Genomic DNA, 14,900 nt, shown 5'->3' with positions numbered 1-14,900 from the left:
GGCTGTTGGGGCTGGATGGCGCCCTGCATGGCTCCGGCCATCTGGCCGCCGAGGACGACGCCCATGCCGGCCTGCATGGCGGCTCCCATTCCGCCGCCGGGGTTCTGGGCGGCGGCGAGCATGGCGTCGGCGGCCTGCATCTGCTGGTAGCGGTTGAGGTCGACATTGTTCATGAACCCGCCGGCCTCGACACCGCGGGCGACGCCGCGGGTCATGGCCTGCTGGATCTCCTCGGGCAGCGAGATGCTCATGGTGACGCCCTCGACCCCGACGCCGAAGCCGGCCAGCCGCTGGTTGACGAATTCGCCCAGCTTGCCGGACAGTTCGACCTGGCGGCCCTGAAGGTCGATGGCGCCCAAGCCCGATGCCAGCACCATGTCCGAGAACGCCAGCGCCACATTGCCGCGCAGCTGTTCACTGAGCACATCGGCGTCGACCTCGGCATTGGTGCCGATCATCTGGCGCAGGAACACCTCGATATCGGTGACCCGCACATTGGCGGTGCCGTTGGCGCGGATCTGCACCATCCGGAAGTCAGGGTCGCGCACGGTGACCGGTTGCGGTGTGCCCCATCGCATATCGGTGACCGCGCGGGTATTGACGTAGTACACCTCGGACCGGAACGGCGAGTTGAACCCGTGCCGCCACCCCTGCAGGGTGGACATGATCGGCATGTTCTCGGTGGTCAGCGTGTAATGCCCGGGCCCGAACTTGTCGGCGAGCTGCCCGCGGTAGACGAAGACGGCCTGCTGCCCCTCCCGGACGATCAGCTCGGCGCCGTTCTTGATCTCGTTCTCGTAGCGCGGAAACCGCCACGCCAGCGTGGTGCGGGTGTCGTCCAACCATTCGATGATGTCGACGAATTCGCCGCGGATCATGTCGAACAGGCCCATTAAGTTCTCGTCCTCCCTCAGGGCGTACGCCCGGCCCGGCCGAGTATGGCACGGACCGTGGGCGCGCGCGGTCACCGTCACGTTGCTATCGAGCCAACCACGGACAGTGTTAATGATTCATGAACGAGCAAGGCCCGCACGAGGATTCTCGCGCGGGCCATAGCGGTCTGCTACCGGTATCAGCGATCGGCCACCGATACCGCAGCGGTTTGGGTGGGCTGCTTTTCCCGCCGGGTGCTGAACAGGAACAGCGCCACCAGCAGGACGCTGAACCACACGTAGGTGTTGCCGAGGATGTGCTGCCAAGGCGTCCAGTGGGTTTCGCGGTGCTCGCCGTCCGGCAGATAGTTCTGCGGGCCGATCACGAAGACCGCGACGGTGATCGCGGTGACCAGATACCAGTTCCCGGCCTGCGGCCAGGGCAGGCGGGTGGCGTAGCCGAGCATCGCCAGCAGGGCCGGGGCGATCCAGATCCAGTGGTGCGACCAGGAGATCGGGGACACCAGCAGGGTGAAGACCGCGTTGATCGCGAGCGCCAGCGGCGGGAAGTCGGCCGCGCGGCGCATGGCGGGCACCACCAGCGCCAGCAGTGCGGCGCTCAGCACCAGCCACAGGATCGTGAGCAGCGGCTTGTGAATGTCGAACCGGGCGAGCACGGCCTGAATCGACTGGTTGGTGTGGAAGGCCGAACCGCTGAGCCCCGAGACGTTGCCCAGCCCGCCGAACCAGTACTTCATCGACGCGTGCGGCAGCACCGCGAAGGTGAGCGCGGTCGCCGCGGCACCGGTGATCGCGGCCGTCGCGGCGGCCTTGTAATCACGCCGGATCAGGAAGTAGAGCACGAACGCCGCGGGCGTCAGCTTCACCGCGGCGGCGATGCCGAGCAGCATGCCGCGCCGCCACTTCGGCTTCTCCGCCAGGCAGTCGGCCACCACCAGCACCATCAGCAGCAGATTGACCTGCCCGAAGTCCAGCGTCGAATGCGCGGGTTCGAGCAGCAGCCCCAGCGGCGTCGCACAGGCGGTCACCCACAGCGCGAGCAGCTTGCGGCTCTCCCCCGGCCACACCCGGCGCGCTACCAGATAGAACGAGATCGCGAGCGCGGCCACCGAGGTCACGAAGAACCCCACCCGAGCCGCCTCCCACGGCAGCCACGCGAACGGCGACAGCACCAGCGCGGAGAACGGCGGATAGATGAACGGCAGCCCGATCCCGATGGTGGTCTGCGGCAACTGGCCGTACATGTCCCCGCCGTGCCACAGCGTCTGCACCCCCAGCCGATACACCTGTAGGTCGATGAACCCCCCGGTGATCTGCTTGAACGGCCACACAGGCCGCGTCAAACACAACACGGTGAAGCCCACACAGAACGCGGGAACCAGCCACATCACCCGCCCGAATCGGCGGTCCAGCGACTTCGGCACAGCAACAGCGGTAGAACCAGTCATCCGCCACCACTTTATCGGCGACCGCCCCCAGACACTAACCCGCACCGACCAGATCGCCTCAATGCCCATCCCCGCCTGGTCACAGCCACAAGAACGCAACCCCTCAACGATGCGTCCACCCGCGAACCGAGCACCTCAACCTCCCCCACACGCGCACACCCCCGCCCCGCTGAGTGCCGAGAATGCACTGGTGGATCCGAACGTCGAGAAGAGCTATACACCAGTGCATTCTCGGGCGGCTCGGGGGCAGTCAGCGCTGGGCACAGGGTGAGGGTGGGCCTTTCGCTCGCGGAGTCCTGGTTAGCCGCATACATCGTCGCGAGCTCGTTCGCGGCGCGGGCATCGACGGTGGCCTCGACACGGAGCGCTGTCGGCAGGACCCGAATCGGGTTCGATTCGGGACGAGTCAGGCCCGCGCGAGGGGGTCGCGCGGGCCTGGTGTCGAGGGTCGCTACTTGCGGCCGGTGAATTCGTCCATGGAGTGGTAGACGCCGACGGTGTTGAGGTAGAAGTCGCGGATCTTCAGGGGGAGGAGGCCGGAGATGGCGCGGTTGAGGCGGGAGGTCCAGGGGAGGACTACGAGGGCGGAGCCCTTTTTCATTTCGGTCCAGGAGGTGTCGACTACTTCTTCCTGGTCGAGGATGGGGGTGAACCAGAAGCCCTTGGCGCCGTCGAACATTCCGGTGTTGATGTAGGTGGGGCACACCGTGGTGAATTTGACGTGTTCGTTGCCGGACTGTTCGAGCTCGAGGCGCACGGAGTCGGACCAGCCGAGGGCGGCCCATTTCGAGGCGGCGTAGACGCTCATGCGCGGGTTGGCGACCAGGCCCGCGGAGGAGGCGATATTGAGCACGCGGCCCTCGACGCCGGTGTTGGCCACCATGGCGGGCAGGAATTCGAGGGTGATGTACATCGGGGCAAGGGAATTGATCGCCATCGTCTTGTCGATGTCGGCCTTGTTCGACGTCTCCCAGAAGTACCCGTTGCCGCGCACGATGCCCGCGTTGTTGACGAGCACGTCGATATCGCCGACCTCGCCGCGCACGGCCGCGCCCGCTTCGGCGATGGCGTCACGGTCGGAGACGTCCACCACGTAGTGGTGAATCTTGCTGCTGCCCTGGGCCGCCAGCTCGGCCGCGGTTTCCTTCAGCGCGGTCTCGTTGATGTCCCACAGCACCACGTCGCTGGCCTGCTCGGCCACCGCGCGCTGGGCGAAGGACTTGCCCAGCCCCATAGCCGCACCGGTGACCAGGACCTTCTTGCCCGCTACGGTCTTCATTACCCCTCTGTTCCCCTGCCGGTGATGCGGATTCACTTCTGCCGCAGTGTCTTCATGACGCCCAGGTAGAGCGTCATGGTCTTGGCCCACAGCTGTTCGGACATGCCCGGCAGCGGCGCGATGGGCCGGCCCCGCTGCACGGCGATGGTCTGCGTATCGATGTATTTCAGCAGGCCCTCGGGTCCGTGCCGACGGCCGGTGCCGGAAATGCCGAGCCCACCCGACGGCGCGGCGACCGAACCCCAGGCGGCGATGAAGCCCTCGTTCACGTTCACCGATCCGGCGCGGACCCGGGCGGCCACCTCGCGGGCGCGGGTGATGTCCTTGCTCCAGACGCTGGCGTTGAGTCCGTAGGCGGTGTCGTTGGCCTGGGCGACGGCCTCGTCGTCGTTGTGCACGCGGTACAGCGAGACGACCGGTCCGAAGGTTTCTTCGCGGTAGACGGTCATGCCCTCGCGCACGCCCTCGAGGATAGTGGGCTCGTAGAAGTAGGGGCCCAGGTCCGGGCGCGCCTTGCCGCCGGCGAGCACCTTCGCGCCCTTGGCGACCGCGTCGTCGACATGCTTGCTGACGGTGTCGATCTGGCGCGGGAAGGTCAGCGACCCGATCTCGTAGGAGTAGTCGAGGGTCTTGCCGAGCCCGAGTTCCTTGGTGTGCGCGACGAATTCACTGGTGAACTGGTCATACATCTTGTCGTGCACGTAGATTCGCTCGATCGATTCGCACAGCTGCCCGGCCGAGGCGAAGCAGGCCCGCACCGCGATCTTGGCGGCGGCCGAGACGTCGGCATCCTCGAGCACCAATAGCGGGTTCTTGCCGCCGAGTTCGAGCGAGTAGCCGATGAGCCGCTCCCCGGCCTGCTGGGCGATGGTCCGGCCGGTCGCGCTGGATCCGGTGTAGTCGACATAGTCGGCGCGGGCGATGACCTCGGTGCCGACCACCGCGCCGCGCCCGAGCACGGCCTGCCACAGCCCCTTGGGCAGGCCCGCGCGCTCGGCGATATCGATGGCCCACAGCAGCGTCAGCGCGGTCTGGTTGTCCGGCCGCCCGATGACGGCGTTGCCGGCGAGCAGCGCGGGCAGCGCGTCGGAGGCGCCCAGCGCGAGTGGGTAGTTCCACGGCGAGATGACCGCGACCACGCCCTTGGGCCGGTTGCGCACCTCCACCTGGGTGAGCACCGGCATGACCCCGCGCGGCTTGCGGTGCGCCAGAATCGATTTGCCCTCGGCGGCGTAGAAGCGGGTGTTCACCGCGACATCGGAAACCTCGTCGAAGGCGTGCACGCGCGACTTGCCGGTCTCGAGCTGCACGATGTCGAGGATGATGTCCTGCTCGGCGAGCACCAGGTCGTGAATGCGGCGCAGCAGCGCGGCCCGCTCCCCGACCGGCACCCGCGCCCACTTCTCCTGCGCGGCGCGCGCGGTCGCGAAGGCGGCGTCGATATCGGCGATCGAGGACTGCGGCAGATCGACGATCTTGGCCCCGGTGGCGGGCGCGAAGACCTCCACCGAGGGCGCTCCGCCCGCGACGGCATGGCCGAGCAGCCGCTGGACCAGGTCGAAATCAAGCGCGTCGGCCGCGGCCAGCTGCGGGGCTGTCGTCATTGGTCGCCCTCTCGAGGAGTCGTATCCGCTATTAAGTGAACATCGGTGTTACATGAACACTGGTGTTAGATTAATCGATGTGACGCCCACCATGTCAACCCCGAAGGCGGCGGCCCGCCGCGGCCGCCCGCCGCAGACCGAGAAGCAGGCCGACCAGGTGCGCGCCCGCATCGTGCTGGCGACCGCGGAGGTCTTCGCCGAGCAGGGTTCGCGCGGGTTGAACGTGGCGCGCATCATCGAGAAGGCCGGGCTCGCGCGGCCCACCTTCTACCGGTATTTCGCCAATGCCCTCGAACCGCTGCACGCGGTGCTGGCCATTTCCAACGAGGATCTGGTGGGCGGCATCCGCGACGCCCTGGACCGCACCGAACAGCCGGTCGAGCTGGGCATCAACATGATCGAGGCGTATCTGCACTGGGCGGGCGGGCACGGTCCGATGCTGGCCCCGCTCTTCGCCGAGCTGCACGATCCGGGTTCGCCGGTCTCCGCGTATCGCGAGGAGGCGATCGCCGATATCCGAACCCTGGTGCGCGCCAAGGTGATCGCGCTGGGCCGACCGGCTCCGGCCGATCTGGATCTCGACACTTCGCTGCAGATTTGCGAATTTGTCGTCTACCGCATCTCCGCGGCGGCCCCGCACGGCGAACCGGATCAGGCCACCATCGATGCCGCCCGCCTGACCATGGTGCGCGGCGTGCTGGCCATGCTCGGCATCCGCGACGACATCGAGTACGCGCTCACGATTCCGGGCTTGTTCGAGTCCGGCACCGAAACCCGCTGACCGGCTCAGCGCGGCGGGCGTAGCACCTTCATCGCGGCCCGTCTGATCGGATCGGGCACGCGATCCTTCATCGTCAATGCGGCGGTGGCGGCCCTGGTGCGCAGTTCGGTGCCGCGGCCGAACATCTTGTTCAGGGCGCCACCGGAGGGCTCGAGTTCGACGTGCAGCGGCGGTTTGCCCTCGGCGGCGCCCAACGCGGTGGAGATCACGATGCGCTGGATTTCGCTGGTGCCTTCGAAGATGGTGTACAGCTTGGCATCCCGGTACCACTTCTCCACCGGATGATCGGTGATGTAGCCCCAGCCGCCGAGGGTTTGGATGGCGCGTTCGGTGGCGTCGACCGCGACCTCGCTGGCGGCCAGCTTCGCCATCGAGCCCTCGCCGCGCAGGAAGGGCACGTGATTGGCGGCCATCCAGGCGGCGCGCCAGGTGAGCAGCCGGGCGGCATCCAGGCGCGTGGCCAGGTCGGCGATCGGGAACGCGATGCCCTGGTGATCGATGATCGGCGCGCCGAAGGCCTCGCGGTGGTTGGCGTAGTCGGTCATGTATTCCAGTGCGGCCCTGGCGATTCCGAGCGCCTGCGCGGCGACCATCGGGCGAGTCTGGGCGAAGGTTCCCAGGGTCGCCGAGCCGCCGTGGCGCTCGCCCTTCGAGCGCGTCCTGGCCAGCCGCTCTTCGAGCCGGTCCTCGCCGCCGAGCAGCTGATCCCCCGGCACACGCACCCGATTCAGCCGCAACTCCGCGGTGTGCGAGGCCCGGCATCCCAGTTTGTCCAGCTTTCGCACCAACTCCAGACCCGGTGTGCCGCCGGGGACGACGAACAGCGCCTGACCGCGATGCCCGAGTTCCTCGTCCACCACCGCGTTGACGACGTGAACATCGGCGATGCCGCCGTTGCCGATCCACATCTTGTGGCCGTCGATCACCCAGTCGTCGCCGTCGCGGACGGCCCGGGTGCGCAGGTTGCGCACATCGCTGCCGCCCTCGGGTTCGGAGATCGCCAGCGCCGCCAGTTTCAAATCCCCCGGGGTGCCGAAACATTCCGGTGCCCAGCGCAGCATCTGCTCGGGGGTGGCGGCCTGGCCGATCGCCGAGAGGGCCAGCGCCGGCATCACGATCGCCAATCCGATGCCGGCGCACCCCCAGAACAGCTCCTCCATGAACATCGGCAGCGACAGGCCGGTGCGGTCGCCGATGAGGTCCCGATAGAACAGCGGGCTGTAGAAGCCGCGTTCGGCGGCTTCCTCGAGCACCGGCCACGGAAACTCCTGCGTGCGGTCATAATGCGCGGCCACCGGGCGTACGCAGTCCTCCGCGAACTCGTGCACCCGCTTCACCAGGTCGTGTTGTGCGGCGGTGGGGGTCAGATCGAAGGTCACATCCGGTCGATACCCCGTCGGTGGCGCTCGACACGTCCGGCGGCGAACCGGCTAGCTCGCGCCCAGCAATCGGATCAGCCAGGTCGCGGAGATCACCGTGGTGACACCGCCCACGCGGGTGGAGATCTGGGCGAAGGGCATGAGGTTCATGCGGTCGGCGGCGGAGAGGATGGCCACGTCGCCGGTGCCGCCCAGGCCGCTGTGGCAGACGGTGACCAGGGCAGCGTCGATGGGATACATGGCGATGGCCCGGCCGACCAGGTATCCGGTGAGTGCCATGGCGAGAACGACCGCGGCGCAGGCGATCACGTAACCGAGCGACAGGACCGACACCACGTTGTTCAGCGGCAGGTAGACCATGCCGAGACCGACCATGGTCGGGAAGATGAACCAGCGGGCGATGATCGTGTAGACGGCGCGCGCGTCCGCTTCCGCCGCGGGCGGGAAGACGCCGCCGAGTTTGCAGACCACGGCCGTCACGATGACCAGGACCGGGGCGGGCAGGTGGATCAGCTTCTCCAGCAGTGAAGCGAACACGAACAGGCCGGTGATCATGAGTACGCCGAGCGCGTAGTTCGGTTCGCGGATCGGCTCCGATTCCGGTGCCGCGGTGAGCAGCTCGGCTTCCGGACCGCAGACCAGTCGCCCGCCACCGTCGAGCTCCGGGCGTTTGTCGCCGAGACGGCGCAGGACGCCCGCGGCGATGATCGCGACGATATTGCCGATGATGGCCGCCGGAATCAGTTCCGCCACATAGCTTCCGGGCTCGCCGCCCAGCGCCGAGGCATACGCCGAGGACAGCGGAATGACTCCCTCACCGATGCCGCCGCCGATGATGGGGATCACGATGTAGAACAGCGCCCGGTGCAGGCTGTAGCCGAAGGCCATGGCCACCGCGAGCCCCGCCGCCACCGCGGCGACCGTCCCCGCCAGCAATGGCGGGAAGATGCGGATCAGCCCGCCCACCATGAGTTTTCGGCTCATACCGAGGATGCTGCCGACCACCAGGGTGGCGATCACGAAGTAAAGGAAGTTGGCCTGCTTCATCAGCGCCGTGACCGCGCGCACGGTATTGCCGTCGAAGACCTTGGCGTACACCAGGATCGACGGCGTCAGCAGGCAGACCAGCGCGCCGCCGCCGATGCGGGAGACGACCGGCAGGCGGTTGCCCAGCGGGCCGAGCAGCATGCCCAGGCCGACGATCACCGCCAGTCCGCCGATCATGTTCTCCGGGATGGCGTGTCGCGCTCCGGCGAGGAGCACCAGCGCGGTGAGGATCACCGGCAGCAGTAACGGCACCCCGCCGACCTCCGGGATCGCGAAGCGATTCGGGCGGCGGATCTTATCGGTGGAACTCATGCTCGCTCACCGGATTTCCAATGCCGCTCGCACGGCCTTGCCCAGTGATTCGGTGGTTCCGGTGCCGCCCAGGTCGGGAGTGAGCGCCGCGCCGCCCTGTGCCAGGACGGTTTCGATGGCGGTCAGGATGGCGGTGGCCGCGTCGGGCTCGCCGAGATGGTCGAGCATCATGGCCGCGCTCCAGATCTGGCCGATCGGATTGGCGATGCCACGCCCGGCGATATCGGGGGCCGAGCCGTGCACGGGTTCGAACAGGCTGGGAAAACGGCGTTCCGGGTTGATGTTCCCGCTCGGCGCGACGCCGATGGTCCCGGCGCAGGCGGGACCGAGATCGCTGAGGATATCGCCGAACAGGTTGCTGGCCACGACCACGTCGAATCGATCCGGGTGCAGCACGAAATGCGCGGCCAGAATGTCGATGTGATATTGGTCGACCTCTACCTCGGGGTAATGGCGTTTCATTTCCGTCAGCCGCTCGTCCCAATAGGGCATGGTGATGGAAATGCCATTGCTCTTCGTCGCCGAGGTCAGGTGCCGGTGTGGCCGACGCGCGGCCAATTCGAATGCGTAGTGCAGGATGCGGTCCACGCCGGTGCGGGTCATGATCGTCTCCTGGACAACGGTCTCCCGGTCGGTGCCTTCGAAGATCCGCCCGCCGACGTTGGAGTATTCGCCCTCGGTGTTCTCGCGCACCACGTAGAAGTCGATATCGCCGGGTCCGCGTCCGGCCAGCGGGCTCGCCACGCCCGGCAGCAGGCGCACGGGCCGTAGGTTCGCGTATTGGTCGAAGTGCCTGCGGAATTGCAGCAGGCTGCCCCACAGGGAGATGTGGTCGGGGACGACCTCGGGCCAGCCGACGGCGCCGAAGAACAGCGCGTCGAAGGATTTCAGCCGGTCGAACCAGTTGTCCGGCAGCATTTTCCCGTGCGCGGTGTAGTAGTCGGCGCTCGCGAAATCGAAATATTCGAGGTCGAGGGTGAAATCGTGGGTCGCGGCCACGCCCTCCAGCACCCGGATTCCCTCGGGCACCACTTCTTTTCCGATGCCGTCGCCCGGAATTACCGCGATTCGGTGCGCGTTCGCCATGATTGCCGATCTCCTCGCTGCGATCCGACTTCTTTGCTGTCGGCTGGATCACAACGGTAGGCTCCGGTCACTCGGCGCCGATAGTACGGAATGCGCAAGAGACTCTTTCCGAAATGGAAAGGACGACAGGAGGGTTCGGTGCGCGGCGGTCCCAGTGACGACATTCTGTTCTTCGATGTCGTGGCCCGCTCGGCCAGTCTCACCGAGGCCGGTCGCGCGTTCGGTCTTTCGGTGTCCGCGGTGAGCAAGCGGCTCGCGCAGCTGGAGTCCCGGCTGGGTGTTCCGCTCGTGCAGCGCACCACGCGCCGGCTCACCCTCACCCCGGAAGGTGAGCGGTATGCCGCCGGGGCCGCTCGCCTGGCCGCGCAGCTCGAGGAGCTCGAGGACTCCATCGCCGGTCAGCACGCCGATCTGCGCGGCAGCCTGCATGTGCGTTCCACCATCGGGCTCGGCCGCGCCCATATCGCCGATCTGGTGGCCGAATTCGTGGCTCAGCATCCGGCGGTGCAGATCGATCTGGAGCTGTCGTCGGTGCCGTTGAATATCGCGGGCACCGGATTCGACCTCGATATCCATGTCGGACCACTCCCCGATTCACGGCTCACTGCGCGGCGGCTGTGCCGCAATCGCCGGATCGTCTGCGCGGCACCGGAATACCTGCGTCGGCATCCCGCGCCGCGGCAACTGTCCGACCTGGAGCGGCACAACTGCCTCGTGCTGCGTGAGAACGACAGCGATTACGCGCTCTGGCGATTCGACGAGCCGGAGACCGCGCTGCGGGTCACCGGCAATCTGGTGAGCAATGACGGGGATGTCATCACCCGCTGGTGTCTGGAGGGGCGCGGCCTGATCATGCGTTCGCTGTGGCAGGTCGGTCCCATGCTGCGGGCGGGCACGCTGGTCCAGGTGCTACCCGAGTTTTCGACGCCGAGCGCGGACATCTACGCCACCTACACCGACACTCCGGCCCTCCCGCGGCGCACCCGAGCCCTGCTCGACCATCTCGTGCGGGGCCTGAACGCTCGCATCCCCGGAGGTCAGTCGCCAGTCGCTACCTGAGTCGCCTCCTCGACGCCGTTTGCGCAGCCGCCACCGGGGTAGCCGACCACCAGAAGGTGATCTTGGCGCAGGCGAATCCGTGCTCGGCGACCAACGGTGGTGGTGACGATGATCCGGGTATTTCTCGTCGATGACCACGAGGTGGTCCGGGTCGGGGTGCGCCAGCTGGTGGATTCCCAGCCCGATATGCGCACCGTCGGCGAGGCCGCCAGCCGCGAACAGGCGTTGCGCCTGCTGCCGCGCCAGAACCCGGACGTGGCGGTGCTGGATGTGCGCCTGCCCGACGGTGACGGCATCTCGCTGTGCCGGGATCTGCTGCGCCAGCGCCCCGGCCTGCACTGCCTGATGCTGACCTCCTTCGCCGACGAACAGTCCGTGCTCGCGGCGGTCCGGGCCGGAGCACAGGGCTTCGTGGTGAAGGATGTCAGCGGCCCGCAGCTGCTCGACTCCATCCGCGATGTCGCCCACGGCCGGCCGCAGCTGGATCGCCACGCCACCGCGGCACTGATCCGCGACGTCCGTACCGGCGACGAACGCCACGCCGCCCTGCGTGATCTGACCGACCGCGAGGTCGAGGTGCTGCGGCTGCTGGGCGAAGGCCACACCAACCGCCAGATCGCGCAGCAAATGTTCTTGTCCGAGCGCACGGTCAAGAACTACGTCTCGCAAACGCTGGGCAAACTGGGTCTGCGCCGGCGCACCGAGGCCGCGGCCCTGGCTGCGCGGCTCGGCCTGTCCGGCGATCCCCGCGGCCCGCAGGCAGCGCCGCCCGCACCCTGAGCGCACTCATGCTGCCCGTAGGTCATGGTGATTCGTGACCTTCGGCTCGATGCCGCGACCCGCACCCGCCGCGACTCTGGAACGGTAGCCCAGTCGTACGGAGGAACATCGAAAACGGTCATGAGCCAACCCCGGCCCGAAACAATCCAGGCGGCACTGCGATTCGCCCTGCGCGCGCCGTCTGTCCATAACTCACAACCCTGGCGCTGGCATTTCGCCGCCGGTGCACTGCACCTGTATGCCGACCGCGCCCGCCACCTGCCCGCCACCGATCCCGAGCAGCGGGCGCTGCTGCTCAGTTGCGGGGCGGCCCTGCATCACGCGCTCGTCGCCCTGGCGGCGCTGGGGTGGGGCAGCGAGGTCACCTACACACCCGACCCGCGCGATCGCGACCACCTGGCCACCGTGCGCCTGGCGCGGCGCGCCCCGACCAGCGTCGACATCTGCCTCGCCGCCGCGATCCTGGTGCGCCGCAGCGATCGCCGCCGCTTCGCCAACGGGCAAGTGCCGCAACGTTATCTGGCCGCGGCCGTCGACTACGCCGGGCGCTTCGGCGCACAGGTGCGTCCGGTGGAGGACGCGGCACGCGGCCGATTGGGCGAGCTCATGCGCGTGGCCACCGAGCAGCACGCCGAGGACGCGCTCTACCAGGTGGAGCTGGCCTCCTGGAGCGGCCGCCGCGCGGGCCTCGACGGGGTGCCCGCCCGCAACGCCACCCCGGTGCGGGCCGAAGACGGGCTGCCGATCCGGGAATTCGCCGATCCGGTGCTCGTGGACGCCGCCGGCGACGCCGATGCCGCGCAATGGCTGCTGGTGTGCACCGACCGCGACGACCACACCGCGCGGCTGCGCGCCGGGGAGACACTGAGCGCCCTGCTGCTGGCCGCTACCGATCTGCGGCTGGGCACCTGCGTCCAGACCGAGCCGCTGGGTGTGCCCGCTCTGCGCGAGGAGATCCGATTCGCGTTGTGTGACAGCAGCTATCCGCAGGCGATGGTGCGAGCGGGATGGATGCGCATCAGCGCCGCACCGCTGGCGGAGACCCCGCGCCGCGACCTCGCCGAGGTCTTCACCGGCGACGCACCCGCCCTCGACGACGGTGTCGCCTCAGCTCGCCCGTAGCTCGGCAGCCGGATCGCTGGCGCGTTCGAAGCGCATGGCGGGGTCGGTGATCTTGCCGTAGCGGAGTTTCGGGAGGTCGCGCAGGTAGTTCATGTGGAGTTTCCAGGGGGCGCGGTCGCCCTGTTTGGGGAGGATGTCGAGGGAGCGCAGGACGTAACCGGGCTCGAAGTTCAGGAACGGGGCGGTGCCGACGGAGGGGTCGCGGACCGGGATGGCGCGCGCGTAGCCGTGACGGTCCATGTGCTTCAGGAGGCGAACCACGTACTCGCACACCAGGTCCGCCTTCAGGGTCCAGGAGGCGTTGGTGTAGCCGATGATGAAGGCGAAGTTGGGGACGTCGGAGAGCATCATCGCCTTGTAGGCCATGGTGTCGGGGAGGTTCACCTTGCGGCCGTCCACCACCAGTTCGACGCCGCCGAAGGGAATCAGGTTCAAACCCGTTGCGGTGATGATGATGTCGGCGTCGAGGTCGCGGCCCGACTCCAGGCGCAGGCCGGTCTCGGTGAAGCTGTCGATGCGGTCGGTCACCAGGTCCAGCTGGTCCTTGCGGATGGCGCGGAACAGATCGCCGTTGGGCGACAGGCACAGTCGCTGATCCCACGGCTTGTAGCTGGGGGTGAAGTGCGTGTCGATGTCGTAGCCCTTGGGCAGCCAGCGCTGCTGCCAGCCGCGGATCCAGGCCTTCATTCGCTTTGGATAGCGTTGCGAGAGTTGGTACATCAGGGTGCTGAGCGCGACGTTCTTGGCGCGGGCCAGCGCGTAGGCGGTGCGGGCGGGCAGGAATTTGCGTGCGCGGTTGGCGAATTCGTCGCGGGCGGGCATGGAGATGATGTAGGACGGTGAGCGCTGCAGCATAGTGACGTGCGCGCCCTGTTCGACCAGCGCCGGGCCGAGGGTGACGGCGGTGGCGCCCGAACCGATGATCACGACCCGCTTGTCCGCGACATCGACGTGTCCCGGCCAGTGCTGCGGGTGGATGATCGGGCCCGAGAAGCGTTCCGTGCCTGCGAAATCCGGTGTGTAGCCCTCGTCGTAGCGGTAGTAGCCCGAGCAGCTGAACAGGAAGCTCGCGGTGATCACCACGGTCTCGCCGTCATGATCGGCGGTCACCGTCCAGCGGTTGTCCTGCGACGACCATTCAGCCCGCATCACCTTGTGTCGATACCGGATGTGCCGGTCGATCCCGTTCTCGGTGGCGGTGTCGCGCACGTACGCCAGGATCGAGTCGCCGTCGGCGATGGCCTTGTCCCCCAGCCACGGGCGGAACCGGTACCCGAGCGTGAACATGTCCGAATCGGAGCGAATCCCCGGGTAGCGGAACAGATCCCAGGTGCCGCCGCTCGCCTCCCGCATCTCCAGGATGGTGTAGCTCCGCCCCGGAAAGGCGCGCTGCAGATGGTAGGCGGCGTCGATACCGGACAACCCGGCCCCGACAATCAGCACATCGACGTGCTCGGGCGTAGTGGCCATAGCTTCAGGGTATCGAAAAGAATTCGCCCACCACGGCCGCCACCGCCTCGGGATCGCCCTTGTCGATGCCGAAATGATCCAAACCCGGCAGGATCGCGCGCCGATGATGCGGAATCACCGAGGCGAGATAATCCTGGTCCCCGTTCGTCCAGGCGCGCCGATCCTTGTCCCCATCCAGCAACAGCACCTCCGCGCTGATCTCCGCGTAATGCCGATACGTGCTGTCGAACCGCACATACTGCCGATGCTCGACCAGATTCTGCGCCAACTGCCCGAACACCGTCTCCCGCTCCGGAGCCGTCATGATCACCGGCATCATTCGCCGAAACATCCACCGCGGAATCCTGCGCACATGATCCGGACTCATACTCCGAGCGAACTCGACGAAAGCGTCGAAGGGTTTCCCCTGAGCCAAGTACTTCTCGTACAGCTCCATCCACTCGGTCGGCATCGACCCGTCCACCGACAGCCCCGGCTCATACACCGCCATCTTCCGAATCCCCGAATTCCCCCGAGCCGCCTCCAACGCGACAAACCCGCCATAGCTGTGCCCCACCACCAGCCCCGCCCCCGTCGTCTCCATCACCGCACGCAGATCCGCACAATCCACTTCCACCCCGTGCCCAGCCCGCTGCACCCC

General features: G+C 67.6%; 13 protein-coding genes. 4 read left to right on the top strand and 9 right to left on the bottom strand.

The genetic code is table 11. The annotated features are described in order from the left end of the window. From ACAM49_RS32745 to ACAM49_RS32730, 4 genes are all read right to left on the bottom strand, one after another. A partial coding sequence (locus ACAM49_RS32745) for an SPFH domain-containing protein (protein ID WP_369639422.1) occupies positions 1-893 on the bottom strand: 893 nt, incomplete at its 3' end. A 179-nt stretch (positions 894-1,072) separates the two neighbouring features. After that, entirely contained in the window at positions 1,073-2,341 is a 1,269-nt protein-coding gene (locus ACAM49_RS32740; RefSeq protein ID WP_369639421.1) for a glycosyltransferase 87 family protein, read from the bottom strand. A gap of 451 nt (positions 2,342-2,792) precedes the next feature. After that, positions 2,793-3,620: an SDR family oxidoreductase gene (locus ACAM49_RS32735; protein ID WP_369639420.1), complete on the bottom strand. Its 828-nt coding sequence runs from the start codon at positions 3,618-3,620 to the stop codon at positions 2,793-2,795. 32 nt (positions 3,621-3,652) lie between these two features. Next, on the bottom strand, positions 3,653-5,224 hold the full coding sequence (locus ACAM49_RS32730) for a succinic semialdehyde dehydrogenase (protein ID WP_369639419.1): 1,572 nt from the start codon (positions 5,222-5,224) through the stop codon (positions 3,653-3,655). A gap of 79 nt (positions 5,225-5,303) precedes the next feature. Here ACAM49_RS32730 and ACAM49_RS32725 point away from each other — a divergent pair, with 79 nt between their 5' ends. Beyond that, positions 5,304-6,005 carry a TetR/AcrR family transcriptional regulator gene (locus tag ACAM49_RS32725; protein WP_369639418.1) on the top strand — a complete coding sequence of 234 codons (702 nt, stop codon included), beginning with the start codon at positions 5,304-5,306 and terminating at the stop codon, positions 6,003-6,005. A gap of 5 nt (positions 6,006-6,010) precedes the next feature. On the opposite strand, the gene ACAM49_RS32720 is transcribed toward ACAM49_RS32725, so the two are convergent. Genes ACAM49_RS32720 through ACAM49_RS32710 form a run of 3 tightly spaced genes read right to left on the bottom strand, consistent with a single transcriptional unit; the run spans position 6,011 to position 9,829 of the window. Further along, on the bottom strand, positions 6,011-7,384 hold the full coding sequence (locus ACAM49_RS32720) for an acyl-CoA dehydrogenase family protein (RefSeq protein ID WP_369639417.1): 1,374 nt from the start codon (positions 7,382-7,384) through the stop codon (positions 6,011-6,013). A gap of 51 nt (positions 7,385-7,435) precedes the next feature. Next, entirely contained in the window at positions 7,436-8,743 is a 1,308-nt protein-coding gene (locus ACAM49_RS32715; protein ID WP_369639416.1) for a 2-hydroxycarboxylate transporter family protein, read from the bottom strand. 6 nt (positions 8,744-8,749) lie between these two features. Further along, positions 8,750-9,829: a tartrate dehydrogenase gene (locus ACAM49_RS32710; protein WP_369639415.1), complete on the bottom strand. Its 1,080-nt coding sequence runs from the start codon at positions 9,827-9,829 to the stop codon at positions 8,750-8,752. Positions 9,830-9,967: 138 nt separating this feature from the next. Here ACAM49_RS32710 and ACAM49_RS32705 point away from each other — a divergent pair, with 138 nt between their 5' ends. The 3 genes from ACAM49_RS32705 to ACAM49_RS32695 all read left to right on the top strand — a co-directional run bounded on the left by ACAM49_RS32705 (position 9,968) and on the right by ACAM49_RS32695 (position 12,790). Then, positions 9,968-10,888: a LysR family transcriptional regulator gene (locus ACAM49_RS32705; protein WP_369639414.1), complete on the top strand. Its 921-nt coding sequence runs from the start codon at positions 9,968-9,970 to the stop codon at positions 10,886-10,888. Positions 10,889-10,996: 108 nt separating this feature from the next. After that, positions 10,997-11,668, top strand: a complete 672-nt coding sequence (locus tag ACAM49_RS32700; RefSeq protein ID WP_369639413.1) for a response regulator — start codon at positions 10,997-10,999, stop codon at positions 11,666-11,668. Positions 11,669-11,788: 120 nt separating this feature from the next. Continuing rightward, positions 11,789-12,790 (top strand): hypothetical protein, encoded by a 1,002-nt coding sequence (locus ACAM49_RS32695; protein WP_369639412.1) that lies wholly within the window; start codon positions 11,789-11,791, stop codon positions 12,788-12,790. On the opposite strand, the gene ACAM49_RS32690 is transcribed toward ACAM49_RS32695, so the two are convergent. Next, a complete protein-coding gene (locus tag ACAM49_RS32690; protein ID WP_369639411.1) occupies positions 12,776-14,260 on the bottom strand; it encodes a flavin-containing monooxygenase in 1,485 nt (494 codons plus the stop codon). The two genes, ACAM49_RS32695 and ACAM49_RS32690, sit on opposite strands and share 15 nt — an antisense overlap. A 4-nt stretch (positions 14,261-14,264) precedes the next feature. Then, a partial coding sequence (locus tag ACAM49_RS32685; protein ID WP_369639410.1) for an alpha/beta fold hydrolase occupies positions 14,265-14,900 on the bottom strand: 636 nt, incomplete at its 5' end.

This window comes from Nocardia sp. JMUB6875 (genome assembly GCF_041154655.1).
In the GTDB taxonomy this organism is placed as follows: domain Bacteria; phylum Actinomycetota; class Actinomycetes; order Mycobacteriales; family Mycobacteriaceae; genus Nocardia.
The sequence above is the reverse complement of the archived record's forward strand: the minus strand, read 5'-3'. Positions and strand labels throughout refer to the sequence as shown.

Coding starts and splice junctions, on each gene's coding strand:
- ACAM49_RS32700 (WP_369639413.1), top strand. CDS start 10,997: ATGATCCGGGTATTTCTCGTCGATGACCACGAGGTGGTCCGGGTCGGG.
- ACAM49_RS32695 (WP_369639412.1), top strand. CDS start 11,789: ATGAGCCAACCCCGGCCCGAAACAATCCAGGCGGCACTGCGATTCGCC.
- ACAM49_RS32735 (WP_369639420.1), bottom strand. CDS start 3,620: ATGAAGACCGTAGCGGGCAAGAAGGTCCTGGTCACCGGTGCGGCTATG.
- ACAM49_RS32710 (WP_369639415.1), bottom strand. CDS start 9,829: ATGGCGAACGCGCACCGAATCGCGGTAATTCCGGGCGACGGCATCGGA.
- ACAM49_RS32690 (WP_369639411.1), bottom strand. CDS start 14,260: ATGGCCACTACGCCCGAGCACGTCGATGTGCTGATTGTCGGGGCCGGG.
- ACAM49_RS32740 (WP_369639421.1), bottom strand. CDS start 2,341: ATGACTGGTTCTACCGCTGTTGCTGTGCCGAAGTCGCTGGACCGCCGA.
- ACAM49_RS32715 (WP_369639416.1), bottom strand. CDS start 8,743: ATGAGTTCCACCGATAAGATCCGCCGCCCGAATCGCTTCGCGATCCCG.
- ACAM49_RS32730 (WP_369639419.1), bottom strand. CDS start 5,224: ATGACGACAGCCCCGCAGCTGGCCGCGGCCGACGCGCTTGATTTCGAC.